This is a genomic window from Pseudomonas germanica, from assembly GCF_019614655.1.
GTDB lineage: Bacteria > Pseudomonadota > Gammaproteobacteria > Pseudomonadales > Pseudomonadaceae > Aquipseudomonas > Aquipseudomonas neuropathica.
This window is the reverse complement of sequence record NZ_CP071586.1, coordinates 5,119,582-5,146,136: the sequence shown is the minus strand read 5'-3', so window position 1 is coordinate 5,146,136 and position 26,555 is coordinate 5,119,582. Positions and strand designations below refer to the sequence as shown.

Below are 26,555 nucleotides of genomic sequence, written 5' to 3'. Positions count from 1 at the left end.
TGCTTCAAGCGTTCAGCAGGCCACGCAGCTTCAGTACAGCGCTGTCAGGCGTGGTCAGTACGGGACGGTCACTCGCCTGGCTGGCCTGTTGTGCTGCGCTGGTCATCGAGAATTGGGCGAAACACAGCAGTTCGCTGTTCGTCAGCGTTCGCGCCGAATCGGCGATCAGCGCATCATGGCGGTCAACGTTACCGTTGCGCAGTTCATCGAATGCTCCAGGGCAGACGTGGGTGGTCAGTTCCAGCGCCACGCCTTTGTGCTGCGCATAACGTTGGAATTCTTCAGTCATTGAAGCGATGGCTGGCTGAAAGGTCGCCACGATGGTGATCTTTGGCGTGCGCTCAATGGCTTGCGCGATCATGGCTTCGTTCGGCTTGAGGATGGGAATGCTTAGGGAGCGTTTGCACAAGTCGATGGCGTCACCGAATGCCGAGCAGGTGAACAAGATGGCGTCAGCCCCCGATTGTGCGGCATAGGTGGCGAGTTTCAAAAAGCGCTCGTTCAATGCCGGGGTAAGTTCACCGGCGTCTGCCAGATCGCCGGAAAGCGAGTCTTCCAACAGATTGACCAGCTTGGCCTCGGGCCAAAGCCGTGTGAAAGCTTCAGTTATGGGGGCAATCGATACCGGTGTTGCATGGATCAAATAAATGCGTGGTGCGGTCATGACGTAACCTCAGGTTGTGGTCGATCAAGTGGATGGCCGGTGATATGACGGCATCTCAGCGGCGTGTTGATGTGCAATAGGTGTGTTATTTTTCTTTCAAGGGGTGGTCGCAGAAGGCTCTACCCCAGGATCTTCGCAATTGACGCCATCTTCCTCGGATAGCCGGTTTCCATGAATTCAGCAGAATCGATTCCTCAACCACCATTGGCGGGCGAACAATCCAAAATGAAGCCCAAGATAAAAAAAGACCTTGCGGAGCAGTTGGCTCCCAAGATCATTGATATGGCCAGAGCCAGGTCGATGCGCGCCGGTGATCCACTGCGCGAGGAGTCTTTCGCCAAGGAATTGGGGGTTTCCCGTTCGCCGATACGTCGAGGTTTTGCTTTGCTGGCTGAGTTGGGGCTTGCGACCAAAGAACCGAATCGGGGCTATTTCCTGACGGCTGACGCGCGAGGAATCGATAGCCGTAAGCTCCCCCTGGAGGTCGACCCGTTTGAAGACTTTTACTTGCGCGTTGTCGACGACGTACTTCGCGGCGATATCCCCACGACGTTTTTTGAAGCCGAGTTGATGCGCAAGTATGAGGTGCCGAGAGGGCAGCTTATGAAGGTGCTGAATCGGCTGGCCAACGAGGCGATGATTGAGCGCAAGCCAGGGCAGGGGTGGGAGATCAACAGCTTTCTGCATGACTCCAAGGCGCACATCCAGAGCTACCGTTTTCGAATGGCGATCGAGCCTGCGGCCGTATTGGAGCCCGGTTACGAGGTGGACAAAGCCGCGTTTGCAAAGGCCCGGGAGATTCAGCAAAAGATGTTGGATGGCGATATTTTCAGCCTTTCGCGATCGCAGCTCTTTCAAGTCGGTGCGCAGCTTCATGAACTGGTGGTCCGTTGCTCGGGCAACGCTTTTTTTCTCGAGGCTATCCGCCGGCAAAACCAGCTGCGTCGATTCATGGCCTACAAGGCCAACGTGGATCGGCCTCGTTTGATTAACCAGTGTAAAGAACACATCCATCTTCTGGATCTCATTGAAAGTGGACAGCGAGAAGCGGCTGCGGATTTTCTACGTAATCACCTCGATGTCGTCGGCCGGCAAAAAACTGACAAAGAGGCCAAGGATGAGCTGGAGCACCAGCGCAGCCTTGAGGTCTCGGTTGTCAGTTAGTGCGCGGCTCGCTCAGCAACACCACGCCGTCATCGTCGCCGTATAACTGATCGCCATCAGTGATGGCGTGTCCGGCGAACTCCACCGTGATTGCAATCTGCCCCTCATTACGCTTGATGGTCTTACGCGGTGAGGTGCCCAGCGCCTTGATGGCGATGGGCATGGTGCGCAGGACCGCTTTGTCCCGGATGTACCCGTAGATCAGAACGCCGGCCCAGCCGTTTTTCACCAGGTCTGCTGCGATCACATCGCCGAACAGCGCGTAGCGATCGCTCCCCCCACCATCGACAACCAGCACCCGGCCGTGGCCAGGCAGACTGCTTATCTCCTTGATCCTGGAATTGTCTTCGAAGCATTTGAGGGTGAAGGCGCGTCCCTCAAAATCATTTCTGCCGCCAAAGTCCGTGAAAATAGGTGCCAGAACACGGACGGTGTCTGGGTATTGATCGCACAAATCAGAGGTTTTGGTTGTCATGGGCTGAGTCTCCGGGCTCGCTTAAAGGATGGCTGCGTCAGCGTAAAGGTTGCATAAATTGTATATTCGTGCAATAAAATGCAATATGTTGACGACGAAGTGGTGCCGCTCAGTGAAGGTCGGACGACTGGAGAGCGATCGCTAACGACTTTGCTTTGTCGATATTGTACTTTGTGTTTACGATATACATAAATAATTGCGGTGCCCGGTGTGCCGCAACATTCAGCTCAAACAACAAGCAAGGGGTGTGCGATGCGTATTTTGGTTCTTCCTGGTGATGGCATTGGTCCGGAAATCGTTGAGTCGTCGATGTCGGTCCTGCAAGCAGCCAACAGAAAATTCGATTTGGGCCTGGAGTTCGATTACGACGACGTCGGTTTCACCAGCCTTGAAAAATACGGCACCACCTTGCGTGAAGAAGTGCTGGAAAAGGCCAAGGGCTACGACGGCATCATCCTGGGTACACAGTCCCACGCCGATTATCCGGTGCCGGAGAAGGGTGGTCGTAACGTCTCCGCCGGTTTCCGTATTGGCCTGGACCTGTATGCCAACGTGCGTCCTGCGCGTACCCGTCCGTTCCTGACGTCGAACATGAAGGACGGCAAGACGATGGACCTGGTCATCATGCGCGAAGCGACGGAAGGCTTTTACCCGGACCGCAACATGAGCCGCGGTTGGGGCGAAGTGATGCCAACGCCTGACATGGCACTGTCGACCCGCAAGATCACCCGTCATTGCAGTGAGCGCATCGCTCGTCGCGCCTTTGAGTTGGCCATGAAACGCGGCAAAAAGGTCACCGCCATTCACAAGGCCAACAGCTTCCACATGACCGATGGCCTGTTCCTGGAATGCGTGCGCAACGTGGCCAAGGACTTCCCTGAAGTCGCGCTGGACGACCTGCTGGTCGATGCCTCGACAGCTCACCTGGTGCGTAACCCCGAGCGCTTTGACGTGCTGGTCGCGACGAACTTCTACGGCGACATCATCAGCGACCTGGCGAGCGAGTTGTCCGGCAGCCTGGGGCTCGCCGGTTCGATGATGGCCAGCGATATTCATTGTTGCGCCCAGGCCCAGCACGGTTCTGCGCCTGATATTGCCGGCCAGGACAAAGCCAACCCGGTGTCGATGATTCTTTCGGTGGGCATGCTGCTGCAATGGATGGGCGAGCACCATGACAAACCGGCCTTGATCGATGCCGGTCTGGAAATGGACAAGGCCGTCGATGCCGTGCTGAAGAACCCTGAGCAACGTACACCGGACCTGGGTGGTTCGTTCGGCACCAAGGCCTTTGGCGAAGCGGTTGCCAAGGTCATCCTGGGCTGATCGACGCGGGCGGCATGCCGGTCATGCCGCCCGTTATCCGGAGTGCTGCGGGATCAATAACAAGAGAATGCCTGTTCTTCCTTGAGGTAACCAAGGGAGGGGCGCGAGGAGAGAACAGTGAGTCAATTACTACTCGGTTGCATCGCTGACGACTTTACAGGCGGTACTGACTTGGCCAGTACGCTGGTCAGGGGTGGAATGCGAACGCTGCAAGTGATCGGAGTACCCGAGGGACCCTTGCCGGGTGACATTGATGCGGTGGTGATTGCCCTGAAAAGCCGCACCGTCAGTCCCGAAGAGGCTGTCGCTCAATCGCTCGAAGCGCTGGAGTGGTTGCGCGCGGCGGGTTGCCAACAATTTTTTTTCAAGTACTGCTCGACGTTTGATTCGACCTCCCGGGGCAATATTGGCCCTGTCGCTGACGCCCTCGCGAATGCCTTGGGTGTTTCCTTCGCAGTGGCCTGTCCTGCATTTCCGGAAAACAAACGCACGATTTTTAACGGCCATTTGTTCGTCGGCGAGCAGTTGTTGAGCGAGTCCGGCATGCGCAATCATCCGTTGACGCCCATGACCGATTCCAATCTGGTGCGAGTGCTGCAACAACAGACACGTAAGCCAGTTGGGCTCGTTGCGCATTCGGTCGTGAGCAAAGGCGCACAAGCCATTTCAACGGCCTTCAAAAACCTTGTGGCCCAAGAGCGGGGCTATGCCATTGTCGATGCGATCGACGATGAGGATCTGTATGCGATCGGCAAGGCCGTTGCGGACCATAAACTGGTTACCGGTGGCTCCGGCGTGGCGCTGGGGCTGCCCGATAATTTTCGTCGTGCAGGTTTGCTCGGCGACTGCGCCGCCGCCTCGGTGCTGCCCGCCATCCAGGGGCTGGGCGCGGTTGTTTCCGGCAGTTGTTCAGTGGCGACCAACAGCCAGGTCGAGCACTGGCAAAAAACGCATCCGAGCTTCTCGCTTGATCCGCTGCTTTTGGCCAACGGTCACGATCAAGTCGCAGAAGCGCTTGGGTGGGTCAAGGCGCTGATTCAAAAAGGCCCCGTCCTGATTTACGGGAGTGCACAGCCAGAGAAGGTCAAGCTTGCTCAACAGAAGCTCGGTGTCGAAGCCGCAGGTCAGCTCGTGGAAGATGCCTTGTCCGCTGTTGCGGTTGGCCTGTACGAAATGGGCGTGCGCAAACTGGTGGTGGCCGGTGGCGAAACTTCTGGCGCGGTGGTCAAGGCACTTCAGGTCAAGGCGTTGAGGATCGGCGTAACGATTGACCCGGGTGTGCCGTGGACGCTCGGCTTGCGGGATGACCCGATTGCGTTGGCGCTGAAATCCGGAAACTTCGGTACGGTAGATTTTTTCGAGAAAGCATTGGCCTGCGCGCCGTAGTTTGCCCGTTCGGAGCGTCCTCCTGGCAAGCACATTTTTGAGCTTGGGTTGGAGGAGGGCGTTGCGACTGGCGCTTGCGCGTCCTTTATCAATATCGGAAGTACGCCTTTACTCAAGACAATAAAAATAAGGATAAAGAAGTGCTCAGACCATCCAATCGTCGTCAATTCATAAGAAATCTCGGCAGGCTGGGTGGGTTAGGATTCGCGGCGATCCACATGTCTTACAGCTTTGCCGATGAAACCTATCCTTTCAGCAGCGGCACTCAGTCGCCACGCTTGCGTGTCCCCCCGCTGGCCTGTGACTGCCATCATCACATCTATGATCGGGAGTTCCCTTACTACGATGATCGAAATCTTCCCAGCGCAAGCGTGGAAGACTATCGACGTATTCAAGCGCGACTGGGGCTGACCAGGAGCGTGGTGATTCAGCCATCGTCCTACGCTACCGACAATCGTTGCATGTTGGCCGCGTTAACCAAGCTTGGCCGGCAGTCACGGGGCGTCGCGGTTGTGGATGACAAGGTTGAGGTCAGTGAGTTGCGTCGCCTGCATGAGCTCGGTGTTCGAGCCATACGGTTCAACCTTGGAACGGGAAGCGCCACTACCGTCGAGATGATTGAGCCTCTGGCAACACGCATTGCAGACTTGGGGTGGCATATTGAGGTCCACACGCGGCCAGACGAATTGATCCAGTTGGAGGCATTGTTGTCTCGCTTGCCTGTTCAAATCGCATTTGATCATTTCGGTCGAATCCCGTTGCCGGACTGGAACGATCATCCTGTGTTCAAAATGATTGCTCGATTGGTTGATCGGGATCGGGCCTGGGTAAAGGTCTCAGGCGCTTATCAGGACTCGGTATTGGGCGGCCCTGATTACGATGATGTCAAAAGCTTGGCCAGGGAAATGATTGCATTAGCGCCGGAACGCGTGGTCTGGGGCACCGATTGGCCTCATCCGAGCCTGCAGTCGAAGAAAAAACCGATGCCCGATGACGCGTCGATGTTTGATTTGTTGCAGGTGTGGGCACAGAGCGACGCCATGATTGAAAAAATTCTCGTCGATAACCCGGCCAAACTCTATGGTTTTTGATCGGAGGCAAAAAAGGGCGCTTGACGCCCTTTTTGCTGGTCCGATGAAGGTTCAGGAGTGCGTGGTAATCCCTTCAGCTTTAGTGTGGCTTTGAGCGACCTGAAGAGGATATGGCTGCGTTTCGACCTCCGGATCTGGCTCGACATATTCGCCACGCAGGACCTGATTCATGCGGTCCGTGTCCAATGCACCTTCCCATTTCGAGATCACGATCCCGGCCACGGCGTTGCCAATGATCGATGTGACGGCTCGCGCTTCGCCCATGAATCGGTCGATGCCTACCAGCAACGCAATGGCGCTGAGGGGCAGTACATGGACACTCGCCAGGGTGGCTGCCAAGGCGACAAATCCACCGCCGGGTACGCCGCTCATGCCTTTGGATGTGAATAGACCGATTGCCAGTACCGTCAGCTCCTGGGAGAGCGTAAGCGGAGTGTTGGTTGCCTGCGCAATAAAGATCACGGACATGGTCAGGTAAATACAGACACCATCCAGATTGAAGGCATACCCAGTCGGTACGACAAGGCCTACCACGCTTTTCTGGCAGCCCAGCTTCTCCAGTTTTTGCAGCAGTCCCGGCAGTGCCGGCTCCGCGCTGGCGGTTCCCAGAGTGATCAAAAGCTCAGTCTTCAGGTAGCTTAAAAAGACGAAGATGTTCACGCCGCACACTTTCAAAATGAGGCCCAGAATCCCAAAAATGAACAGGATGCAGGTGGTGTAGAACGCCATCATCAGGTAACCGAGCGTCGCCAGGCTCCCGACTCCGTATTTGCCGACAGTGAATGCAATGGCGCCGAAAGCGCCGATGGGCGCGAATTTCATCAGGTAGCCGATGATGGAAAATAGCGTAATCAACCCTTGGTCGATGACATCCACAAAAGTGGCCACTCGTTTTCCGCCTTGTGCCAACGCAACGCCAAAGAGTACGGCGAGGAACACAACTGGCAGGATATCTCCATTTACGAAAGCGCCCATCACCGAGTCAGGAATGATGTGCAGGAAAAACTCTCGCAGTGACTGCTCACCGGCAATCTTTGCATAGCCGGCCACCGCTGACATGTCCAGACTCTTGGGGTCGATGTTCATGCCGGCACCCGGTTGCATCAGGTGTGCGACGACCAGGCCGATAACGAGTGCTGCGGTGGTTACGATTTCGAAATATAGCAATGCCTTGGCGCCCACCCGGCCTACCGAGCGGATGTCACCCATTCTGGCGATACCTACCACCACCGTAGCGAATACGACAGGCGCTACGACCATCTTGATCAATTTAATGAAGACATCGCCCAGCACTTTCATTTCCACGGCTGCTTTGGCATCAAAGAGCGCGAAAAGGGTGCCGAGGATGACGCCGAGCAAGACTTGGATGTAGAGGGGCTTTAGCGGGCGTAGCAATGCTGATTTCATGGAGGAACTCCTGACGTTTGGAGCCGAAGGCCCCTAATTGTTGTTGTCGATCTACACGAAGGGAGGTTTTCCTCGTGCGACGAACGTCGTGTGAGCGTGCTTAAATTGATCCTTATAGCAACAAAATACAATTCGTTTTTTGGCAAGCTGAGAGAGGTGGTGATTTTTTGGCCGGAAAGGGTGCAAAAAGAAATTGCAATAATTGTATATTGATGTAATAAAATGCAATTCTTAGGGGTTGAAAACAGCACCGTGACGCAAAAATCTCGGCGAACAGGAAGCGATCATTAAGGACTTTCGCTCCGCTGGTATTGTATTTTGTATTTATGATGTACATAAAATGAGGGCGGTACCGGTGCGCCGCTCCAAGAAATCAGACAAACAACAAGCAAGGGGTGTGCGATGCGTATTTTGGTTCTTCCTGGTGATGGTATTGGTCCGGAAATCGTGGAGTCGTCGATGTCGGTCCTGCGAGCCGTCAACAGAAAATTCGATTTGGGCCTGGAGTTTGATTACGACGACGTCGGTTTCACCAGCCTTGAAAAATACGGCACCACCTTGCGTGAAGAAGTGCTGGAAAAGGCCAAGGGCTACGACGGCATCATCCTGGGTACACAGTCCCACGCCGATTATCCGGTGCCGGAGAAGGGTGGTCGTAACGTCTCCGCCGGTTTCCGTATTGGCCTGGACCTGTATGCCAACGTGCGTCCTGCGCGTACCCGTCCGTTCCTGACGTCGAACATGAAGGACGGCAAGACGATGGACCTGGTCATCATGCGCGAAGCGACGGAAGGCTTTTACCCGGACCGCAACATGAGCCGCGGTTGGGGCGAAGTGATGCCAACGCCTGACATGGCACTGTCGACCCGCAAGATCACCCGTCATTGCAGTGAGCGCATCGCTCGTCGCGCCTTTGAGTTGGCCATGAAACGCGGCAAAAAGGTCACCGCCATTCACAAGGCCAACAGCTTCCACATGACCGATGGCCTGTTCCTGGAATGCGTGCGCAACGTGGCCAAGGACTTCCCTGAAGTCGCGCTGGACGACCTGCTGGTCGATGCCTCGACAGCTCACCTGGTGCGTAACCCCGAGCGCTTTGACGTGCTGGTCGCGACGAACTTCTACGGCGACATCATCAGCGACCTGGCGAGCGAGTTGTCCGGCAGCCTGGGGCTCGCCGGTTCGATGATGGCCAGCGATATTCATTGTTGCGCCCAGGCCCAGCACGGTTCTGCGCCTGATATTGCCGGCCAGGACAAAGCCAACCCGGTGTCGATGATTCTTTCGGTGGGCATGCTGCTGCAATGGATGGGCGAGCACCATGACAAACCGGCCTTGATCGATGCCGGTCTGGAAATGGACAAGGCCGTCGATGCCGTGCTGAAGAACCCTGAGCAACGTACACCGGACCTGGGTGGTTCGTTCGGCACCAAGGCCTTTGGCGAAGCGGTTGCCAAGGTCATCCTGGGCTGATCGGTGCGGGCGGCATGCCGGTCATTCCGCCCGTTGTCCGAAGTGTTGCGAGATCAATAACAAGAAAACGTCGGGGACATTCAAATTGCTCAATGAGTTCGAGAAGGCAGTGGTCCATGCGCCATGATCTGCTCAGCCTGGAAATCTTCATGGCGGTGGCGGAGCAGCGGAACCTGACTAAGGCGTCGCAACTCTGCCATTTGGCGACGTCCGCGGTCAGTAAACGGATCAGCGAGCTTGAAGAGAAGGTCGGTTCGCCTCTATTCGTTCGTTACCCCCGTGGCATGGAGTTGACTCCCGCAGGGCAGTCACTTCGTCATTACGCGCTGCAGGTCAATGAGACATTGCAGAGGATGGATCAGGAGCTGAGCGAGTACGGCGCTGGCATCAAAGGCCATGTGCGCTTGCACGCGATTACATCCGCATTGGCGCAACAGTTGAGCCTGGACATCGGCTCGTTCCTGGAAACCTATCCCGATATCAAGTTCGACATTGAGGAGCGCGTTGGCGCTGCGATTGTGCGAGCTGTCTCGGATGGCCGCGCGGATGTTGGCATCATCGCCGAACAAACGCCCTCCCTTGGGTTGGAAACGCTGGCCTATCGTACGGATGAATTGGTGATCGCGGTTCCTGAGCACCATCCACTGGCGGGGCAAGCGCAGGCCAGTTTCGAGCAGGCGTTGCACTATGAGTTCATCGGTCCTCACGTGGAAAGTTCGGTACACCGGCTGCTGACTGAACAGGCCGAATTATTAGGCAAAACGGTTAGGCAGCGAGTTCGTGTTTCCAGTTTTGAATGCATGTGCAGGATGGTTTCGACCAATCTGGGCATCTGTATTTTGCCCCGCGACGTGTTGCGTCCTTACCTGCGACCCTTTCATTTGCAGGCTGTCATGCTTGCCGAGCCCTGGGCCAAGCGTCAGTTGCAAATTGTCGCTCGACGATTTGAAGGTCTTCCCCCTACTGCCCGTGCGTTCGTCGCGCACTTGACCGCGTAACTGGCGCGGTTTACGCGCCTGTTCGCCTTGCGAGGTGAGTTCATGTTTATTTACGTAGGCTGCCGTACCACTCGTGAAAGAAATGCTCGTGGAAATGGTCTCAACGTTTACAGCGTGGATGCTCAAACAGGCTGTCTGAGCCATGTGCAGCTGGTTGATGGGTTGATTAACCCCTCGTTTCTGGCCATTAGCGAACGACAGGATTTTCTGTATTGCGTCCATGGCGATACAGATCAGGCCAGTGCATTCAGGATTCACTCCGACGGCACACTGAGTTATCTCAACAGTCAAAATACCCACGGTCACAATCCTGCTCATCTGGCGATTTCGCCGGACGGCGGTTTTCTCGTGGTGAGCAATCACTACAGTGGTTCGGTCGTTGTTCTACCGATCCTCGCTTCAGGTGAGTTGGGTGAACTCTGTGATCAGGTGTCGACTAACGGGCCGGTCGGCCCCCACCGAGTGGAGCAAAAGAATCCGAAACCGCATTTCAACCCATTTGATCCCAGCGGAAGATTTGTGCTTGTTCCAGACAAAGGTTTGGATCGGATTTTCACTTATCGATTCGACTCCTCATTGGGTAAGTTGCTGCCTGCAGCCTACCCGTTTGTCGCCACGCGTAAAGGCGCGGGCCCACGCCACGTCGCTTTCCATCCAGGGTTGCCGGTTGTCTACTCGGTCAATGAATTGGATTCGACTGTCGGTACCTATCGTTTCGACAGGCAAAGTGGGGAGCTCAAGCCGCAGCAGGTGATCTCGGCGTTGCCTGATTCCTTTACTGGCGACAGCACGGCGGCCGAGATCGAGGTAGATGGGGCTGGACGCTTCCTGTATGCCTCGAACAGAGGCAGCGACACGATTGCTCTCTTCAGCATCGATCCGCAATCGGGTTGGCTGACCTTCAAGTCTGCGACGCCGACGGAAGGCCGGACGCCACGGTTTTTTGCATTGTCACCTGGCGGGCAATTCATGTACGTCGCCAATGAGGACAGCGATACGATCGTGGTTTTCAGGGTTGATCCAACGACAGGTGCCCTGACCTCAACAGGTGAGGTCATTGAGACTGGCAGCCCGGTGTGTATAGTCTTCGGTAGCCAAAGGGCATGAAGACCTTCTTCACCTCAGTCCGATTGTGGTGGGCGACTCCCGTCGTTGGTGTTGCCGGGGCTCTGATTGCCAGCTATCTCAACTGGCCGCTGCCGTGGATCATCGGCTCGATGTTGGCGGTGATCCTGGTGCGTTGCCTGGGCTGGCGCGTGGGGGAGATTCCTTATGGGCGTCTGACTGGCCAGTGGATGATCGCGACATCCATTGGGTTGCACTTCACGCCTGTGGTGCTTGAGCAGATCGTGGGGCATTTCGCGATGATGTTGTTTGCGGCGTTTCTGACCCTGTGTCTCGCACTGCTCGGCATAGAGTTCATGCGGCGTCGGGGCATGGACCTGACGACCGCTTTTTTTGCGTTCATGCCGGCCAATTTTTCAGAAATGATTCAATCAGGAATCAGGCACAAGGCCAACGTCAGTCAGATCGCCGCGGCTCATAGCGTGCGTCTGGTGTTGATTGTGCTCTGTGTGCCGCCCGCGATGTTTTTTACCGCGAGAATCTCTCCGACGGCGGTTCATGCTCGTTTGCCGAGTGATTGGTATTGGCTCCTACCGCTGTTGATAGGCGGAGCGCTGACTGCGATGATGTGGAAGCGCTGCAAATTACCGAACCCTTGGATGTTTGGTCCGATGGCTCTGTGTGCCTTGTTCACTGCCAGCTTCAATTTACAAACTGCGCTGCCCGTGCAGCTCAGTCATTACGGCCAGCTAATGATCGGATGCGCCCTCGGTGGGTATTTTGATCGTCAATTCTTCCGAGCTTCACCGATCTTCCTGCTCAAGGTATCACTGTTCACCCTGGCGATGATCGGCTGCACCCTGGTCCTGGCGCTTGGTATCGGTTACTGGCTGGGCTTTCCGGTGATGACGCTGGCATTGGGCATGATGCCGGGTAGCAGTACGGAGATGTACCTGACCGCCGAAGCTCTGAACCTGGGAGTCGGCATTGTCACGGCAATGCAGATCATGCGTCTGGTGGTGGTGATGCTGTGTGCTGAGCCAGTGCATAAAGCGTGGTTGAAACGCCTTCGTCGTTGAGTGGGCAATTGCGTTTCAACCGACCATGGGCGAAGTGTCAATGGCCTTGCAAGGGGGCAACCGTGACATCGCTCTGACCGCTGTCGTCGAGAGCCTTGCGGACGAAGCCGTTGGCTTTCTGTTCCTCCAGAAACGCCCTGACGTAGGCTGCACCTGCGATGCATTGCACGGGAACGCCCATCGCTTGGCGAATCGAGGTGAAGTATCCCTCAAGCACGCGCAACTCGCTGTTGGCTTCGGCAACTTTGAGCAGTGGCTGACGTACACCCGCCGCCGCGTCCAGACCTTCGTCCAGAAACAGGTCTACCGCGCCTGCTGAGGTCGGCGCACGGACGAGCGATGCATGTTGCTGGGTTCGGCTCAGGTATAAATCGTAAGCCGCACCCTGGCCGACGGCGATCCGCACACCCGGTTGATCCAGATCCTCCATCTTCAGGAACGCAGAGTCGTTCTTGACCAGGTAGGTGCCTTCGATGATCACGTACGGTTCACTGAAGGCGACCTGGGCTTCGCGCACGGGCTCGATGGCCAGGAACGCAACGTTCCATTGCTGCTGCGCCAAGGCCTCAAACACCTTGCCGGCGGCGTCATACGTGACGAACTCAACCGGGACACCCAGTTGCCTACCCAGCTCCACGGCCAGGCTCACGGAAACCCCTTGAGGCTGTCCTGTTTCGGCATTGCGCTGTGCAAGCACCGGGTTGCCAAAGTTGATGGCGGCTCTGAGCACGCCAGTCGGTGCGAGATCATTCAGGGCTTCTGCGCTAGGGATGGGCATACAAGGGTCTCCAGGGAAAATGTCATCAACTCCGAGAGTAGGGAAGTGCGTCGCATCTGACAATTTCAGGCTCATTAAGTCTGCGTTCTCCGTTGACGAACGCAGGCTTGCCCAACGCTCAATTTTACTCAGGCCGGTCATTGGTTAGGCTGGGGCCAATTGAACGACCCCTTAGAGTCGTTTATTCATGCTCTCAACCAGTGAATGACATCCATGATTTCAGCCGCCGATGCACGTCATTTAAACCATCTTCAAGTGGGTGACATTCGTTACGCCTACGTGGATCTGCACAAAATACTGAGCCGAGACGAACTCTCAAGCTTGCCCTATTCGATTCGTATCCTGTTGGAGAATGTGGCTCGTTGCTCGCCGGCGGCGCTGGATGGATTGATCGCCTGCATACGGGACGGCGCACCCGCCTGCGAAGTGCCGTTCTATCCCAACAGGTTGATGTTCCACGACACTACCTGTCTGCCGGCGCTGGCCGATTTCGCCGGCATGCGGGATATGGTGGCTGAAATGGGCGGCGCGCCCCAGACCATGAATCCGATGATTCCGGCGGTTTTGGTTATTGATCACTCCGTGATTGTCGAGCGCTACGCCGAGCCGGATGCCGTCGAAAAGAACCTGGACATCGATTATCGGCGAAACACCGAGCGTTACGAATTCATCAAGTGGGCACAAAAGAGCCTGACGAATTTCAAGGTCGTGCCACCTGGCACCGGAATCATCCACCAGGTCAACATGGAGTCACTGGCCACCGTGGTCTGGGAAAGCCGGACCGCCGATGGCCAGCCGCTGCTACATCCTGACGACATCGTGGCAACCGACAGCCACACGCCCATGATCAACGCCATTGGCGTGCTGGGCTGGGGCGTGGGTGGTCTGGAGGGGCAGGCAGCCATGCTGGGCGAGCCGGTGCCGATCAGCTTTCCTGAAACCGTTGGCATCCGCTTGAGCAATGAGCTGCGACCCGGGGTGACCGCCACCGACTTGGCATTGCGCATCACCCAGATACTCCGTGCCAAAGGCGTGGTGGGCAAGTTCGTGGAACTCTGCGGCCCCGGCCTGTCGAAACTTGGCTGGGCGGCACGAGGCACATTGTCGAACATGGCCCCTGAGTACGGTGCCACGGTGGTGTTCTTCCCGTTCGACGACAGCACGATGGAGTACATGCACCTGACGGGGCGCAGCGAGGAGACCATCGCGCGCATTCAATCCTACCTTGAGGCGCAAGGTCTATGGCGCCACGACTCACTGCCAGAGCCGCACTTCGATGATCTGATCGAGCTGGATCTTGGCGTCATCGAGCCCAGTGTCGCCGGGCCGCATCAGCCCCATCAGTGGCGCAAACTGTCGGATGCTGCGCCCTCTTTCCGGCAAGACATCCTGGGTGAGCGGGAGGGCGTAATTGCCCGCTCCTCGGACCATGACGCCGAGTACTTCGAGCCTTCGTTCGGTCAGGCATTGACTCATGGCGCCATCTCTCTGGCCGCGATCACCAGTTGCACCAACACCGCCAATCCAAGCCAGATGATCCAGGCTGGATTGCTGGCTCGTAACGCCCAGCGGCGTGGTTTACGCAGCAAGCCGTGGGTCAAGACTTCGCTATCGCCAGGCTCGCGGGTGGTGGCCGATTACCTAGAGAAAGCGGGCTTGCTGAGCGCCTTCTCGGCCTTGGGTTTTGACTTGGCCGGGTTCGGCTGCATGACCTGCATCGGTAACTCGGGCAGCCTCGAAGAGCACATGGAGCGCTTTTCGGACCAGGGGCTCAAGACGGTGGTGGTGTTGTCCGGTAATCGTAACTTCGAGGGACGGGTCAATCCGCGCGTGCAGGTCGGTTACCTGGCTTCGCCGGCGCTGGTCGTTGCCTACGCCTTGGCCGGCACGATCAACATGGATATCCAGAACGAGCCACTGGGGCAAGATGCGGCGGGGAATGACGTTTATCTGCATGAGCTGATGCCGACCGAAGAACAGATTCAGGCACTGGTCAGCCAGACCGTTCGCCCGGAGTTGTTCCGCAAGCGCAACGCGATGCTGTGGGACGGGACTCACCACTGGCAGGCACTGTCGGCCAGTGGCAGTGTGCAGTTCCCTTGGGCACCGAATTCGACTTATTTGCGCCGACCTGTTTATCTGCAAAACGTCAAACCCCAGGCTAACGCCGAGCTGTCGATTCAAGGTGCGCGGGTGTTGATGGTGCTGGGGGACAACGTCACCACCGACCACATCTCGCCTGCCAGTGCGATTCCTCTCGAAAGCCAGGCCGGGCAGTGGTTGATCGAGCGTGGCGAAAACCCCGAGGATCTCAATCAATACTCGACTCGCCGCAGCAATCACGAAGTAATGATGCGCGGCGCGTTCGTCAATCGGGCGGTGAGGAATCAGCTGCTGGAGCAGCAACCAGGGGAGGGGGGATTTGCCCTGGCTTACGACGGTTCTGTACAACGGGTGTACGACGCGGCGCTGAGCTATGTCGCCAGGGATGTCCCTCTGGTGATCTTTGCCGGGTTCAACTACGGGGCAGGTTCCAGTCGTGACTGGGCCGCCAAGGCGCAAGCCACGCTGGGTGTCAAAGCTGTCATCGCCCAGAGTTTTGAGCGCATCCATCGCAGCAACCTTATTGGTATGGGGATCTTGCCTATTACGTTTGCAGAGGCCGTCAATGTCACGAGTTTGCAGCTGAGGGGCGATGAATTGCTGGAGTTCGGCGGGCTGGACGCGTTGCGGGTGGGCGCGAATCCGGTGACCCTGACGATCAATCGCGCTGACGGAAGACAGACTTCGGCGTCGTTGGTCCTACAACTGGATTCCCAGCAGGAAATTCTGTACTTGAAGGCGGGCGGGATTCTGCCGTATGTCGTGCGCAAGGTCGTTGCGCAGGCAGCGGTTTAAAACCTATAGCGGTCTTGAAACACTGCTCTGGTCAGTGTTTGAAGGCCGCGTTGACAGGTGGGAGTTACCACTTGACGGCAAAGACTCGTCGCAGGTCTTCAATCGCCTCTTCACCTAGCGGTGCGGGCTTGGGATTGCTCATGATCCACAGCTTCGCCGTTTCCTCCAGCTCTTCCAGGGCGAAGCTTGCTTTCGAGACCGAACTTTCCCAAACCACCGGGCCTAGTCGCTCAAGCATGACACCCCGTACGGTGTTAGCTAAGCGCGCAACCTGTGCGGCTACATCGGGTGAGCCTGGACGCTGGTAAGCGATCAACGGGATGTGGCCAACCTTCATGACTTGATAAGGGGTCAGCGGTGGAAGGATGTCGTCTTTATCCCAGACACCGGCAAGCGTCAGCGCTACGAGTGAGGTCGAATGCGTATGGACGACGCCGTTCACGTCGGGGTTGCGGTCGTAGACCTGGCGGTGCAGCTCTAGGGTTTTGGAAGGCTTACTGCCGGAGACCCAAGTGCCGTCTTTGCTGACTTTGGCTATCTCTTCGGGTCGCAGTCTTCCCAGGCAGGCATCGGTAGGGGTGATCAACCAACCGTCTTCCAGGCGCGCACTAATATTCCCCGCGCTGCCGACGGTATAGCCGCGCTCATAGAGGCTTTTCCCGACGACGCAAATTTCTTCACGTAGTTGTGCTTCGGTGTTCAACGTCTTCTCTCCCAACAGGTGATGCTTCAGTGGACTCCGATCGCAGTTTCAAGATCGGGGATTTATGAGCAAAGGAGCCGCTCAGGTGCTGCTTCATCAAATGCGCGGCTTCCAGGTTAAGGCCTTGCTCCACTAACTCGATCATCCGAATGTGTTCGGCGCATTGCTTGTAGAGGCGCTTGCGGTCGATCATCGAGCGGTATTCGATCAGCCTCCGCATGTTGTTCATCTGCACCAGGATCATGTGATACAGCGGGTTTCCGGAGAGCTTGATGAACTCCTCGTGGAAGCGAATGCCATTCTTGAGGAGGACATCTGCCGGCAAGCTATCGATGCCGCCGTCGAGCATGTCCTGCTGCTCTTTTTTCAAGCGTCGGAGCTTGGCCAGATCGTGCAGGTAAGTCGGCTCAAGCAGTGCCGCTGGCTCGATCAGCGAACGCACCTTGTAGATTTGTTCGAGGGTTTCCGGAGTCTTCGCCACATCCAGAAAACGCCAGCCATAACCTGGTTTCGGCTCAGCCCACCCGACTTTGGCCGCGCGATTGAGGATGTCGATGACCTGGGCTTTGGTGAGGTCATAGCGAGTGCGCAGGAACTGCTCCGTCACTTCGCTGGGGATTGCGTTGTTCAGCCAGTCTTCTGAGAGTCGGTAGTATTCGTCCGGCTCTTCAAGAGGAAGTACTTCGTCGTGGATCTGAGTCGGGGCCTGCACAGACTCCAGCACAAAGAATCCGCGATTGGGCAGCTGCTCAAGAACGTTTTGCTCCGAAAGCAAGACCAGTGCTTCTCGCGCCGGAGAGCGAGAAACGTTGAATTCGTCGGCAACTTTTTGTGCGCTTAGGTGAGCGCCCAGCAACAGTTCACCGGTCTGGATTTTCTGCCGGATCTCAGCAGCAATTCGTTGTACGAGGGCGCTTGAGGCCATATCTGTGATCACTTGCGAATGGGTTGGCAACAAACACAAACCGGCGAGGCCAGGCCTGTGAGATCAAATGGGGCGTACCTCGATTCGATCAGGTTTTGTCACGTATGACTACTTTTTAACGTGGAATTATGCAAAAAATTGCATGAGCCCATCCGTTACATCTTGAAGTGTTGAACCATGGAATTCAGTTCGAGGGCCAGTGAACCAAGGGATTGAGACGCGCTGGTAGTCTGTTGTGAGCCGGAGGCTGATTGCACAGACAGTTCTCGTATATTGAGCAGATTCTGGTCGACCGACCGCGCCACATGGGCTTGTTCCTCGGTTGCTGTGGTGATCATCAAGTTTCGTTGGTTGATGTCATCGTTGGCGGCCACGATTTCTGCCAAGGCACTTTGGGTAGACTGGGCCAGAGAGAGCGTCAGGCGGGTGTTTTCACTGCTACTGAGCATTGTCGACACGGCAGTATCCGTTCCGCTCTGGATCCGCTTGATCATGTCTTCAATTTCTCGCGTGGACTGAGCAGTGCGGTGAGCGAGTGCGCGGACCTCGTCGGCGACCACGGCAAAGCCTCGACCCGCATCGCCCGCCCGCGCAGCTTCAATGGCAGCGTTAAGTGCTAACAGATTGGTTTGTTCGGCGATTGTGCGAATCACGTCCAGCACCTTGCCAATGCCTTGTGCCTGGTCTGCCAGGTCTTTCACTTGTCTTGAACTGGTTTGTACATCCCGGGTAAGCGTTTCGATCGCACCAAGGGTTTCCACCATCCGTTGTTGGCCGCGAAGGGCTATGTCCCGGGACGCCACCGACAGCTCTGAAGTGGACAGCGCATTACGGGCTACCTCTTCAATAGCGGCGGTCATTTCATTGACCGCCGTGGCTGCCTGTTCGATTTCTGCGTGTTGTTGGTAAATATCCTGGCCTGATGCCTCTGCGACGGAGCTCAACTGGGCTGTGGCGCTGGTCAGCTGGTTCGATGAACCGGAAATTCGACCCAGGGTTTTGATCAGGTTGTCCTGCATGGTTGCCAGGGATTCGAGCAGACGGGTGGTTTCATCATTTCCGGTCGGATGGATGGGTTTACTTAAGTCTCCCTCGGCAATCGTTCTGGCCGCTCTTACCGCTGCATTCAGTGGTGCGGTGATACTGCGGGTCAGCAGCCATGCCACCAGGATGGTGCCAATGCCGACCAGGATGATCACCAGCACCACTCCTCTGACAGCACTTTGGTAAGCCTCTTCTGAATGATTGCCTGCTGTTTCCGCGCCTTGGTTCGAGCGTTCAATCAGGTCGTCGAAGTTCTTGGTCATCTGATCGTACGAGTCCCTGATGGTCATCAGAAATGCCCTGGCTCCTGTCTTATCTCCTTGACGAGAAAGCTTGAGCAACTCGAGGTGGTTTTTTGCATAAACCTCAAGGCTGGCATTAAAGGTATTCAAGCGATCTTTTTCTTCGTCGCTGACCAGCAGCTGTCCGTAGCGCTGCATCTGCTCACGAACTTGCTGCAGGCGACCTGCGGTCTTCTCCTCGTAGGACTGCATATCTTTATCGCTGACCGAAAGGATGTGCTGCATTGATCCCATTCGGTAGCGGTTCAACGCAGCGTTCGCCGCCCCTAATGCGCGAACCCGCTGCAGCCAGTTGTCCTTGATCTGGACCGATTGGTCCTGCACCTCATCAATTTGTCTCAAGGCGAATACCCCTAACGCGACGCTCAGCGCGGCAATGATGACGAACCCGAGCAACATTCGACCGGCGATTGAGAGATGTCTTGGGAGCATGAGCGGTGTCCTTCATCAGAGTGGCGCGATCCGAGTCTTAGCCGGATGCGTGTATTTATGCTGATTAAAATAGCATTGCATTTTGATGTGTCAATGTGCCAATATTTTTTAGCGATTTTCCGAGGCGATTGATCTTGGTTTCGGGCTGTTGGTCTTTATGTGCCGGACTTGACTAGATCGAGTGGGCTCCTTACGCGGCCGCGAGCATCGCTGATCGTTTTCGTTAGATTGAATATTTGCATGTGAATATTCATCGGCCAAAGCCGGATTTTCCTTAGCGTTCAATAATAAAACCCTGTTCGAGGAACCATCTGTCATGCAGCGCAGAACCAAAATTGTGGCCACGTTGGGGCCAGCAACAGAGTCGGTCGAAGCCATAGAGGGCTTGGTTACGGCGGGCGTGGATGTCGTGCGTCTGAATTTTTCCCATGGCAGTGCTGAGGATCACATTGCCCGTGCCAGATTGGTTCGTGAGTTGGCGGCCAAGCACGGCCGCTTCGTGGCGGTGTTGGCAGACTTGCAAGGTCCGAAAATCCGAATTGCCCGTTTTTTGGAGGGGAAAGTGATCCTCGAAAAGGGGCAGCAGTTCGTGCTCGACGCTTCTCTGGACAAGAATGCAGGCGACAAGCAGCGAGTCGGCATTGATTACGAAGCGTTGATTACCGACAGCCGTCCAAACGACATCCTGCTGCTCGATGATGGACGAATCGAGCTCAAGGTCTTGAGTGTCGAGGCGACCCAATTGGTCTGCGAAGTCCTGGTCAGCGGGCCTCTCTCGAACAATAAAGGGATCAACCGCAAAGGCGGTGGGCTGTCTGCATCGGCGCTGACCGAGAAGGATTTCGCCGATATCAAGACTGCCGCACAGATGCAGGTTGACTACCTGGCCGTATCGTTCCCACGGGACGCTTCGGATATGGAGCAGGCGCGTCGATTGCTGCATGAGGCGGGAGGGCAGGCAGGTTTGATCGCTAAGATCGAGCGCGCCGAAACCGTCAATGACTTGCGTGTTCTGGATGCGATCATCGAAGCGTCGGAAGGTGTCATGGTCGCCCGTGGCGATTTGGGCGTGGAGATTGGCGACGCGGAATTGGTGGCGGTACAGAAACTGATTATCGACCGTGCTCGCACATTGAATCGGATCGTGATCACGGCGACGCAAATGATGGAGTCGATGATCACTCAGTCGATGCCGACTCGTGCTGAAGTATTCGACGTAGCCAATGCGGTACTCGATGGTACCGATGCGGTGATGCTCTCGGCGGAAACCGCAGCAGGGGCCTATCCGATCGAGACGGTCGAGGCCATGCATCGGATCATTATCGGTGCCGAAAAACACCCGCAGTCCCACCGTTCCAAGCACCGTGTCGATCAGGTGTTCCACAAGATCGACGAATCCATCGCCATGTCGGCGATGTATGCCGCGAACCATTTGCACGGCGTCAAAGCCATTATCTGTATGACGGAAAGCGGTGATACGCCACGTTTGATGTCGCGTATCCGCTCACACCTGCCGATTTTCGCATTCTCTCGCAATCTGGCTACGCAGAATCGGGTCACGCTCTTTCGTGGAGTCACCACCATTCCATTCGACAGCGATGATTACGCCCCTGAGTTGGTGAATGAAAAAGCCGTGGAGCAATTGACCCGGCGCGGCGTGGTCAAGGCTGGCGATCACGTGTTGATTACCAAGGGCGACTACCTTAACGCCCAGGGTGGCACTAACTCCCTTCGCGTCGTCTGCGTCGGTGAAACCATTCGCTGAGTGAGGAAGCCTTGATGAATGCGATCAATTCAACGGACCACGACGGGGTGCATCACCGCGATCGTGACACCTGGCCAAGAGACTTCGATTTTCGTGAGCAGTACGCGGAGCAGCAGGAATTGATGAAGTTGCAGGGCGACAGCACGCCAGCGCCGAAACTTCCGAATGGGGAAAACCATGCTTAATAAAAACAGCCTGATTCAACACATCAATGCCCGGGAGATACTGGACTCGCGAGGGAACCCGACAGTCGAAGCCGTGGTGACACTCATGAATGGAGTCAGTGCTACCGCCAGCGTCCCCTCGGGAGCTTCGACCGGTTCACGGGAAGCGCTTGAGTTACGAGACAACGAATCGCGTTACATGGGCAAAGGTGTAATGCGGGCGGTCGAGAACGTGAACAATCCGATTCGTGAATGCCTGATCGGATTGGATGCTTTAAACCAGCGCGAGATCGACGATGCCATGATCGCCCTGGATGGCAGTGAGAGTAAGAGCGTCTTGGGCGCCAATGCGATTCTTGCCGTTTCATTGGCGACGGCAAAAGCTGCCGCCCAGTTCCAGAATATTCCTTTGTACGAGCATCTGGCGGCGCTATACGGCTCGCCGGGCCAGTTCAGCATGCCGGTGCCCATGATGAACATCATCAATGGTGGTGAGCATGCCGATAACAACATCGATATCCAGGAGTTCATGATTCAGCCCATCGGCGCTTCGTCGTTCCGTGAAGGACTGCGCATGGGCGCCGAGGTGTTCCATGCCCTGAAGAAGGTTCTGTCGGAGCGGGGATTGAGCACGGCGGTGGGGGATGAGGGGGGATTTGCACCTTCGCTGGCCACCAATGAAGAAGCGTTGATTGTTATCAAAGAAGCGGTAAGTCGAGCGGGCTACGAGTTGGGCAAGGACATTACTTTGGCACTCGATTGTGCTGCCTCTGAGTTTTACCAGGACGGTCAATACGTGCTTGCTGGTGAAGATCAGTCGTTCAGTTCGGCTGGCTTCGCCGATTACCTGGCAATGCTGTGCGCCAAGTACCCGATTATTTCCATTGAAGACGGGATGGATGAAAGCGATTGGGACGGCTGGGCAGGTTTGACCCGGAAACTGGGCCACCTGCAGCTGGTGGGGGACGATCTGTTCGTCACCAACACCAAGATCCTGCGCGAGGGCATTCAAAAAGGGATCGGTAATTCCATACTGATCAAGTTCAACCAGATCGGCACGCTCAGCGAGACGCTGGATGCCATTCGCATGGCTCAGGATGCCGGTTACACCGCAGTGATCTCCCATCGTTCGGGGGAGACCGAAGACACCACGATTGCCGATCTCGCGGTCGCCACTTGCGCCGGGCAAATCAAGACAGGTTCGCTCAGCCGATCCGACCGAGTTGGGAAATATAACCGTCTGTTGCGCATTGAAGAGGTGTTGCAGGAGCGTGCGCCATACAACACTTCCGATCTTTTGCAGAGGAACGCCTGAATCATGCAGACCTCTCCAAACAAGAAACAACTGGTGATCGGCAATTGGAAAATGAATGGCAGTAGCGCTGCCAACGCAGGGTTGTTGCGTAGTTTGCTGCCGGTGATTTCGAGTCTTGAAGGTGTTGAAGTTGCGCTGTGCCCACCGTTTCCCTATCTCAGTACCGTCGCGGATCTGCTCGATGATTCGGACGTTGCGCTGGGCGCCCAGAATCTCAGCACCGAGCTGACAGGGGCTTATACAGGTGAAGTCGGCGGGACCATGCTCCGTGATATCGGTTGTCGCTTCGTGCTGGTCGGGCACTCCGAGCGTCGGGCGCTGTATGGCGAAGATGATGCATGTGTGGCGAAGAAATTTGCCACGGCATTACAAGCCGGGCTCATTCCGGTCCTGTGCGTTGGCGAAACCCTGGTTCAACGTCAAAGCGGTGAAACGCAAGCCATCGTCACTGCACAGTTAAATGCAGTACTGAACGCTGTGGGTTTCAATGATCTGGTCAAGGGCGTGATTGCCTACGAACCGGTCTGGGCCATTGGTACAGGCGAAACGGCAACCCCTGAACAAGCACAAGCGGTGCATCGGCATATCCGACAGTGGTTGGCTAGCCAGCACCGCGCCGCTGCTGCTGATTGCAGGATTTTGTACGGTGGAAGTGTGAAGGCCGACAATGCAGAGCAATTGTTCAGTCAGCCCGATATAGACGGCGGCTTGATCGGCGGTGCATCCCTGGATGCGATGTCCTTTGCTGCCATCTGCAGTGCCGCCCAGGTTAAGCCGACGAGTTGATCCTTGCGCGATTTGAAATCTTTTAAATGTGTAGGCGCGGGGTGTCAGATCGACCCCGTCTCCCGCTCCGCGTCGCTTGCAAGCACAGAGGTACGAAATGACTTTGAACAACCGTCTCGAAGCACTGTTCCCAAGTGCTGACGAAATTCCCGCTCAGTACCGCCCAGGCCCAGCGATCGAACAGCGAGAGTACCTCGTCAACGGTGAGCTGCGATTGTGGGAAGGTCCAGTGGCGGCCGTGCGCAGCCCCGTGTGCCTGAAAAAAGAATCAGGCCATGCGTTCGTCATTCTAGGCAGCACACCGCTGCTGGATGCGCAGACCGCCATGACCGCTTTGGACGCCGCGGTGCAGGCTTATGATCGGGGCCAGGGTGCCTGGCCGACCCTGCGCGTGGTCGAGCGCATTCGCCACGTCGAGGCGTTCCTCAGCCGTATGCGTGAGCAGCGCGAAGCCGTCGTCAAATTGTTGATGTGGGAGATAGGCAAGAACCTCAAGGATTCAGAGAAAGAATTCGATCGCACTTGCGACTACATCGTCGACACCATCAATGCCTTGAAGGAACTGGATCGCCGGTCCAGCCGTTTCGAGCTGGAACAGGACACCTTGGGGCAGATCCGTCGCGTACCGCTGGGTGTGACACTGTGCATGGGGCCATACAACTACCCACTCAACGAAACGTTCACGACGTTGATCCCAGCCTTGATCATGGGCAATACCGTGGTGTTCAAGCCCGCCAAGTTCGGCGTGTTGCTGATCCGGCCTTTACTTGAAGCGTTCCGTGACAGCTTCCCGGCTGGCGTCATTAACATCATCTACGGTAGCGGACGAGAAACCGTCAGCGCGTTGATGGCCAGTGGCAAGATTGACGTCTTTGCATTCATCGGCACCAACAAGGCCGCCAGCGACCTGAAAAAACTGCATCCCAAGCCACATCGCTTGCGGGCTGCACTCGGCCTGGATGCCAAGAATCCTGGCATCGTCCTGCCGGATGTCGATCTGGATAACGCTGTATCGGAAGCGGTTACCGGTTCCCTGTCGTTCAATGGACAACGTTGCACCGCGCTGAAAATTCTCTTTGTGCATGAAAATGTCGTTGACGCTTTTCTGAATAAGTTTCAGGCCAGGCTTGCCCAGTTGAAGCCGGGCATGCCCTGGGAAGCCGGAGTCGCTTTGACGCCATTGCCGGAGCCCGGCAAGACAGACTTCCTCACGGCACTCGTAGCCGACGCTGTCAGCAAAGGCGCCAAAGTGGTCAATGCTGGAGGCGGTGAGGTCTGTGAGACATTCTTTTATCCGGCGTTGCTTTATCCGGTGACCGCCGAGATGCGGGTGTACCACGAAGAGCAATTCGGGCCGGTCGTGCCGGTGGTGGTTTACCGCGACCTGGAAGCAGTTATCGACTACGTCCTCGACTCCGACTTCGGCCAGCAGCTGAGTATTTTCGGCAACGACTCCGCACAAGTGGGTCGCTTGGTGGATGCGTTCGCCAATCAGGTGGGTCGGATCAACATCAATGCGCAATGCCAGCGTGGGCCGGACAGCTTTCCTTTCAACGGCCGAAAAAACTCTGCCGAAGGAACCTTGTCGGTCCATGACGCGTTGCGGGTGTTTTCCATCCGGACGTTGGTGGCTACCAAGTTCCAAGAGAGCAATAAGGCGTTGGTCAGCGACATCATTCGGCGGCGTGAGTCGAGTTTTCTGACCACCGATTACATCTTTTAGGGGGGCATGATGACTACGCGCTCCTTGATTATTCTCGACGGTGTCGGCATTCGTCAGGCGACTGAGTCCAATGCCTTTGCGGCGGCCAGGAAGCCCACATTCGATGCACTGCTCAAGCGCTTTGCGAACAGCCAGATCGAAACCTCAGGCTTGGCGGTTGGACTGCCTGAAGGTCAGATGGGGAACTCCGAAGTCGGACATATGAACCTGGGAGCAGGCCGGGTGGTTTACCAGAGCCTGACCCGGATCGATAAGGCCTTGGCGGATGGAGAATTCGCCCGTAACCCGGCGTTGCTGGAATTGCTCCAGAATGTAAAGAGCCGAGACGGCGCTGTACACGTCATGGGGCTACTTTCTCCTGGCGGTGTTCACAGTCACATCGATCAGATCGTCGCGACATGCAGATGTCTTGCCGAGCAAGGCGTCCAAAAAATCCACGTACATGGTTTTCTAGATGGTCGGGATACACCACCCAGAAGTGCACAAATGTCGCTTGATGCTTTGGAGCATGAGTTCGCTCGCCTCGGTGTAGGGCGGATCGTCTCGTTAGTCGGTCGTTACTATGCAATGGATCGCGATAACCGCTGGTCCCGGATCGAAGCCGCTTATCGCCTGATTGTTTCGGCGGATGCTGGGTATCATGCGGCAACCGTTTCCGAGGCGTTGTCAGCGGCTTACGAGCGCGGGGAATCAGATGAGTTCGTCAAACCGACAACGATCGGACAACCGGCCGGCGTAGGACCTGATGATGCACTGATCTTCATGAATTTCCGTCCCGATCGCGCTCGGGAATTGACCCAGGCATTGATCCAACCTGACTTCGAGGCGTTTGAGCGACCTCTTGTGTTCTCCAAAGATCGCTTGCTGACATTGACGCGTTATTCCGAAGAGCTGGATTGCCCCTGTGCGTTCGGTCCCGAGGCCATCCACAACAGCTTGGGCGAACACCTGGCGATTCTTGGAAAGAGACAACTGCGCATTGCCGAAACCGAGAAATACGCCCACGTCACATTCTTCTTCAACGGTGGGAGAGAGCAACCTTTCCCAGGTGAGGAACGGATCCTGATTCCGTCACCTGATGTCGCTTCCTATGATCTCCAGCCAGAGATGAGTGCGCCGCTGCTGACGGATCACCTGGTCAGCGCCATCGCCGGCGGCACGTTCGATTTGATCGTCTGCAACTACGCCAATGGCGACATGGTGGGACACACCGGTTCTTTTGATGCCGCGGTGAAGGCCGTTGAGGTACTTGATGACTGCTTGCGCCGTGTCGTGGAAGCGACACTGGCTGCGGGCGGCGAATGCCTGATTACCGCCGATCACGGCAATGTCGAGCAGATGCTTGATGTTGAATCAGGTCAGGCACACACCGCTCACACCTTGAATCCCGTCCCCTTGATTCTGGTCAGTGAACAGCCTGGTCGTGCCGGGCTCAAGAACGGCCGGCTGTGTGATATCGCGCCAACCTTGTTGCAGATGCTGAGTTTGCCTATTCCATCAGAGATGGATGGCAAGTCGCTGCTTACCGTCTGATTGGTCCACAGGCGCCATCAGAGCATCGCCGACTTGATGACTGGCTTGGTCACCTATCGTCG

Annotated in this window: 22 protein-coding genes; 15 read left to right on the top strand and 7 right to left on the bottom strand. The window is 56.3% G+C overall.

The features are described 5' to 3' along the window. Positions 1-4: 4 nt before the first annotated feature. Positions 5-664: an aspartate/glutamate racemase family protein gene (locus J0G10_RS22730; protein WP_220556783.1), complete on the bottom strand. Its 660-nt coding sequence runs from the start codon at positions 662-664 to the stop codon at positions 5-7. 225 nt (positions 665-889) lie between these two features. Between J0G10_RS22730 and J0G10_RS22725 the strand changes: the two genes are divergently transcribed. Continuing rightward, positions 890-1,828 (top strand): GntR family transcriptional regulator, encoded by a 939-nt coding sequence (locus J0G10_RS22725; RefSeq protein WP_220558890.1) that lies wholly within the window; start codon positions 890-892, stop codon positions 1,826-1,828. Here the strand turns inward: J0G10_RS22725 and rraA are convergent. Continuing rightward, entirely contained in the window at positions 1,821-2,303 is a 483-nt protein-coding gene (gene rraA / locus J0G10_RS22720) for a ribonuclease E activity regulator RraA (protein ID WP_220556782.1), read from the bottom strand. The genes J0G10_RS22725 and rraA overlap by 8 nt on opposite strands. A 252-nt stretch (positions 2,304-2,555) precedes the next feature. Between rraA and J0G10_RS22715 the strand changes: the two genes are divergently transcribed. The 3 genes from J0G10_RS22715 to J0G10_RS22705 all read left to right on the top strand — a co-directional run bounded on the left by J0G10_RS22715 (position 2,556) and on the right by J0G10_RS22705 (position 6,103). Further along, positions 2,556-3,626, top strand: coding sequence for an isocitrate/isopropylmalate dehydrogenase family protein (locus J0G10_RS22715; protein ID WP_220556781.1), 1,071 nt, complete (start codon positions 2,556-2,558; stop codon positions 3,624-3,626). A 117-nt stretch (positions 3,627-3,743) separates the two neighbouring features. Further along, positions 3,744-5,012 (top strand): 3-oxo-tetronate kinase, encoded by a 1,269-nt coding sequence (otnK, locus tag J0G10_RS22710; RefSeq protein ID WP_220556780.1) that lies wholly within the window; start codon positions 3,744-3,746, stop codon positions 5,010-5,012. A gap of 218 nt (positions 5,013-5,230) precedes the next feature. Then, positions 5,231-6,103, top strand: coding sequence for an amidohydrolase family protein (locus tag J0G10_RS22705; RefSeq protein WP_245397998.1), 873 nt, complete (start codon positions 5,231-5,233; stop codon positions 6,101-6,103). Between the two features lie 51 nt (positions 6,104-6,154). Here J0G10_RS22705 and dctA read toward each other — a convergent pair whose 3' ends face one another. Continuing rightward, positions 6,155-7,510, bottom strand: coding sequence for a C4-dicarboxylate transporter DctA (gene dctA, locus J0G10_RS22700; RefSeq protein WP_220556779.1), 1,356 nt, complete (start codon positions 7,508-7,510; stop codon positions 6,155-6,157). 402 nt (positions 7,511-7,912) lie between these two features. Between dctA and J0G10_RS22695 the strand changes: the two genes are divergently transcribed. From J0G10_RS22695 to J0G10_RS22680, 4 genes are all read left to right on the top strand, one after another. After that, entirely contained in the window at positions 7,913-8,983 is a 1,071-nt protein-coding gene (locus J0G10_RS22695) for an isocitrate/isopropylmalate dehydrogenase family protein (RefSeq protein ID WP_220556778.1), read from the top strand. Between the two features lie 116 nt (positions 8,984-9,099). Then, a complete protein-coding gene (locus J0G10_RS22690; protein WP_220556777.1) occupies positions 9,100-9,981 on the top strand; it encodes a LysR family transcriptional regulator in 882 nt (293 codons plus the stop codon). Positions 9,982-10,023: 42 nt separating this feature from the next. Then, the gene (locus J0G10_RS22685) at positions 10,024-11,088 is read left to right on the top strand and encodes a lactonase family protein (RefSeq protein ID WP_220556776.1); all 1,065 of its coding nucleotides are present in this window, start codon (positions 10,024-10,026) and stop codon (positions 11,086-11,088) included. Further along, on the top strand, positions 11,085-12,125 hold the full coding sequence (locus tag J0G10_RS22680; RefSeq protein WP_220556775.1) for an AbrB family transcriptional regulator: 1,041 nt from the start codon (positions 11,085-11,087) through the stop codon (positions 12,123-12,125). Before J0G10_RS22685 ends, J0G10_RS22680 begins: the two co-directional genes overlap by 4 nt. A gap of 37 nt (positions 12,126-12,162) precedes the next feature. On the opposite strand, the gene J0G10_RS22675 is transcribed toward J0G10_RS22680, so the two are convergent. Then, positions 12,163-12,903: an ABC transporter substrate-binding protein gene (locus tag J0G10_RS22675; RefSeq protein ID WP_220556774.1), complete on the bottom strand. Its 741-nt coding sequence runs from the start codon at positions 12,901-12,903 to the stop codon at positions 12,163-12,165. Positions 12,904-13,116: 213 nt separating this feature from the next. Between J0G10_RS22675 and acnA the strand changes: the two genes are divergently transcribed. Continuing rightward, positions 13,117-15,801: an aconitate hydratase AcnA gene (gene acnA / locus J0G10_RS22670; RefSeq protein WP_220556773.1), complete on the top strand. Its 2,685-nt coding sequence runs from the start codon at positions 13,117-13,119 to the stop codon at positions 15,799-15,801. A gap of 64 nt (positions 15,802-15,865) precedes the next feature. On the opposite strand, the gene otnC is transcribed toward acnA, so the two are convergent. From otnC to J0G10_RS22655, 3 genes are all read right to left on the bottom strand, one after another. After that, positions 15,866-16,504, bottom strand: coding sequence for a 3-oxo-tetronate 4-phosphate decarboxylase (otnC, locus tag J0G10_RS22665; RefSeq protein ID WP_220556772.1), 639 nt, complete (start codon positions 16,502-16,504; stop codon positions 15,866-15,868). Next, complete coding sequence (locus J0G10_RS22660) at positions 16,479-17,462, bottom strand: GntR family transcriptional regulator (protein WP_245397996.1); 984 nt, start codon at positions 17,460-17,462, stop codon at positions 16,479-16,481. The genes otnC and J0G10_RS22660 overlap by 26 nt, the downstream gene beginning before the upstream one ends. Positions 17,463-17,584: 122 nt before the next feature. Further along, positions 17,585-19,207 carry a methyl-accepting chemotaxis protein gene (locus J0G10_RS22655; RefSeq protein ID WP_220556771.1) on the bottom strand — a complete coding sequence of 541 codons (1,623 nt, stop codon included), beginning with the start codon at positions 19,205-19,207 and terminating at the stop codon, positions 17,585-17,587. A gap of 316 nt (positions 19,208-19,523) precedes the next feature. On the opposite strand from J0G10_RS22655, the gene pyk reads away from it, so the two are divergent. The 6 genes from pyk to gpmI all read left to right on the top strand — a co-directional run bounded on the left by pyk (position 19,524) and on the right by gpmI (position 26,493). Continuing rightward, positions 19,524-20,972, top strand: coding sequence for a pyruvate kinase (pyk, locus tag J0G10_RS22650; RefSeq protein ID WP_220556770.1), 1,449 nt, complete (start codon positions 19,524-19,526; stop codon positions 20,970-20,972). A 14-nt stretch (positions 20,973-20,986) separates the two neighbouring features. Then, positions 20,987-21,157, top strand: a complete 171-nt coding sequence (locus J0G10_RS22645) for a hypothetical protein (RefSeq protein ID WP_220556769.1) — start codon at positions 20,987-20,989, stop codon at positions 21,155-21,157. Further along, positions 21,150-22,451 carry a phosphopyruvate hydratase gene (gene eno / locus J0G10_RS22640; RefSeq protein ID WP_220556768.1) on the top strand — a complete coding sequence of 434 codons (1,302 nt, stop codon included), beginning with the start codon at positions 21,150-21,152 and terminating at the stop codon, positions 22,449-22,451. The genes J0G10_RS22645 and eno overlap by 8 nt, the downstream gene beginning before the upstream one ends. Positions 22,452-22,454: 3 nt before the next feature. Continuing rightward, entirely contained in the window at positions 22,455-23,237 is a 783-nt protein-coding gene (tpiA, locus tag J0G10_RS22635; RefSeq protein WP_220556767.1) for a triose-phosphate isomerase, read from the top strand. Positions 23,238-23,334: 97 nt separating this feature from the next. Next, positions 23,335-24,960, top strand: a complete 1,626-nt coding sequence (locus J0G10_RS22630) for an NADP-dependent glyceraldehyde-3-phosphate dehydrogenase (protein ID WP_220556766.1) — start codon at positions 23,335-23,337, stop codon at positions 24,958-24,960. A gap of 9 nt (positions 24,961-24,969) precedes the next feature. Next, positions 24,970-26,493 carry a 2,3-bisphosphoglycerate-independent phosphoglycerate mutase gene (gene gpmI / locus J0G10_RS22625; protein ID WP_220556765.1) on the top strand — a complete coding sequence of 508 codons (1,524 nt, stop codon included), beginning with the start codon at positions 24,970-24,972 and terminating at the stop codon, positions 26,491-26,493. Positions 26,494-26,555: the final 62 nt, after the last annotated feature.

What these genes read in the sequence shown, in the direction of transcription:
- J0G10_RS22730 (WP_220556783.1), bottom strand. Translation starts at nt 664, where the DNA reads ATGACCGCACCACGCATTTATTTGATCCATGCAACACCGGTATCGATT.
- J0G10_RS22725 (WP_220558890.1), top strand. Translation starts at nt 890, where the DNA reads ATGAAGCCCAAGATAAAAAAAGACCTTGCGGAGCAGTTGGCTCCCAAG.
- rraA (WP_220556782.1), bottom strand. Translation starts at nt 2,303, where the DNA reads ATGACAACCAAAACCTCTGATTTGTGCGATCAATACCCAGACACCGTC.
- J0G10_RS22715 (WP_220556781.1), top strand. Translation starts at nt 2,556, where the DNA reads ATGCGTATTTTGGTTCTTCCTGGTGATGGCATTGGTCCGGAAATCGTT.
- J0G10_RS22705 (WP_245397998.1), top strand. Translation starts at nt 5,231, where the DNA reads ATGTCTTACAGCTTTGCCGATGAAACCTATCCTTTCAGCAGCGGCACT.
- dctA (WP_220556779.1), bottom strand. Translation starts at nt 7,510, where the DNA reads ATGAAATCAGCATTGCTACGCCCGCTAAAGCCCCTCTACATCCAAGTC.
- J0G10_RS22695 (WP_220556778.1), top strand. Translation starts at nt 7,913, where the DNA reads ATGCGTATTTTGGTTCTTCCTGGTGATGGTATTGGTCCGGAAATCGTG.
- J0G10_RS22690 (WP_220556777.1), top strand. Translation starts at nt 9,100, where the DNA reads ATGCGCCATGATCTGCTCAGCCTGGAAATCTTCATGGCGGTGGCGGAG.
- J0G10_RS22685 (WP_220556776.1), top strand. Translation starts at nt 10,024, where the DNA reads ATGTTTATTTACGTAGGCTGCCGTACCACTCGTGAAAGAAATGCTCGT.
- J0G10_RS22680 (WP_220556775.1), top strand. Translation starts at nt 11,085, where the DNA reads ATGAAGACCTTCTTCACCTCAGTCCGATTGTGGTGGGCGACTCCCGTC.
- J0G10_RS22675 (WP_220556774.1), bottom strand. Translation starts at nt 12,903, where the DNA reads ATGCCCATCCCTAGCGCAGAAGCCCTGAATGATCTCGCACCGACTGGC.
- acnA (WP_220556773.1), top strand. Translation starts at nt 13,117, where the DNA reads ATGATTTCAGCCGCCGATGCACGTCATTTAAACCATCTTCAAGTGGGT.
- J0G10_RS22655 (WP_220556771.1), bottom strand. Translation starts at nt 19,207, where the DNA reads ATGCTCCCAAGACATCTCTCAATCGCCGGTCGAATGTTGCTCGGGTTC.
- pyk (WP_220556770.1), top strand. Translation starts at nt 19,524, where the DNA reads ATGCAGCGCAGAACCAAAATTGTGGCCACGTTGGGGCCAGCAACAGAG.
- J0G10_RS22645 (WP_220556769.1), top strand. Translation starts at nt 20,987, where the DNA reads ATGAATGCGATCAATTCAACGGACCACGACGGGGTGCATCACCGCGAT.
- eno (WP_220556768.1), top strand. Translation starts at nt 21,150, where the DNA reads ATGCTTAATAAAAACAGCCTGATTCAACACATCAATGCCCGGGAGATA.
- tpiA (WP_220556767.1), top strand. Translation starts at nt 22,455, where the DNA reads ATGCAGACCTCTCCAAACAAGAAACAACTGGTGATCGGCAATTGGAAA.
- J0G10_RS22630 (WP_220556766.1), top strand. Translation starts at nt 23,335, where the DNA reads ATGACTTTGAACAACCGTCTCGAAGCACTGTTCCCAAGTGCTGACGAA.
- gpmI (WP_220556765.1), top strand. Translation starts at nt 24,970, where the DNA reads ATGACTACGCGCTCCTTGATTATTCTCGACGGTGTCGGCATTCGTCAG.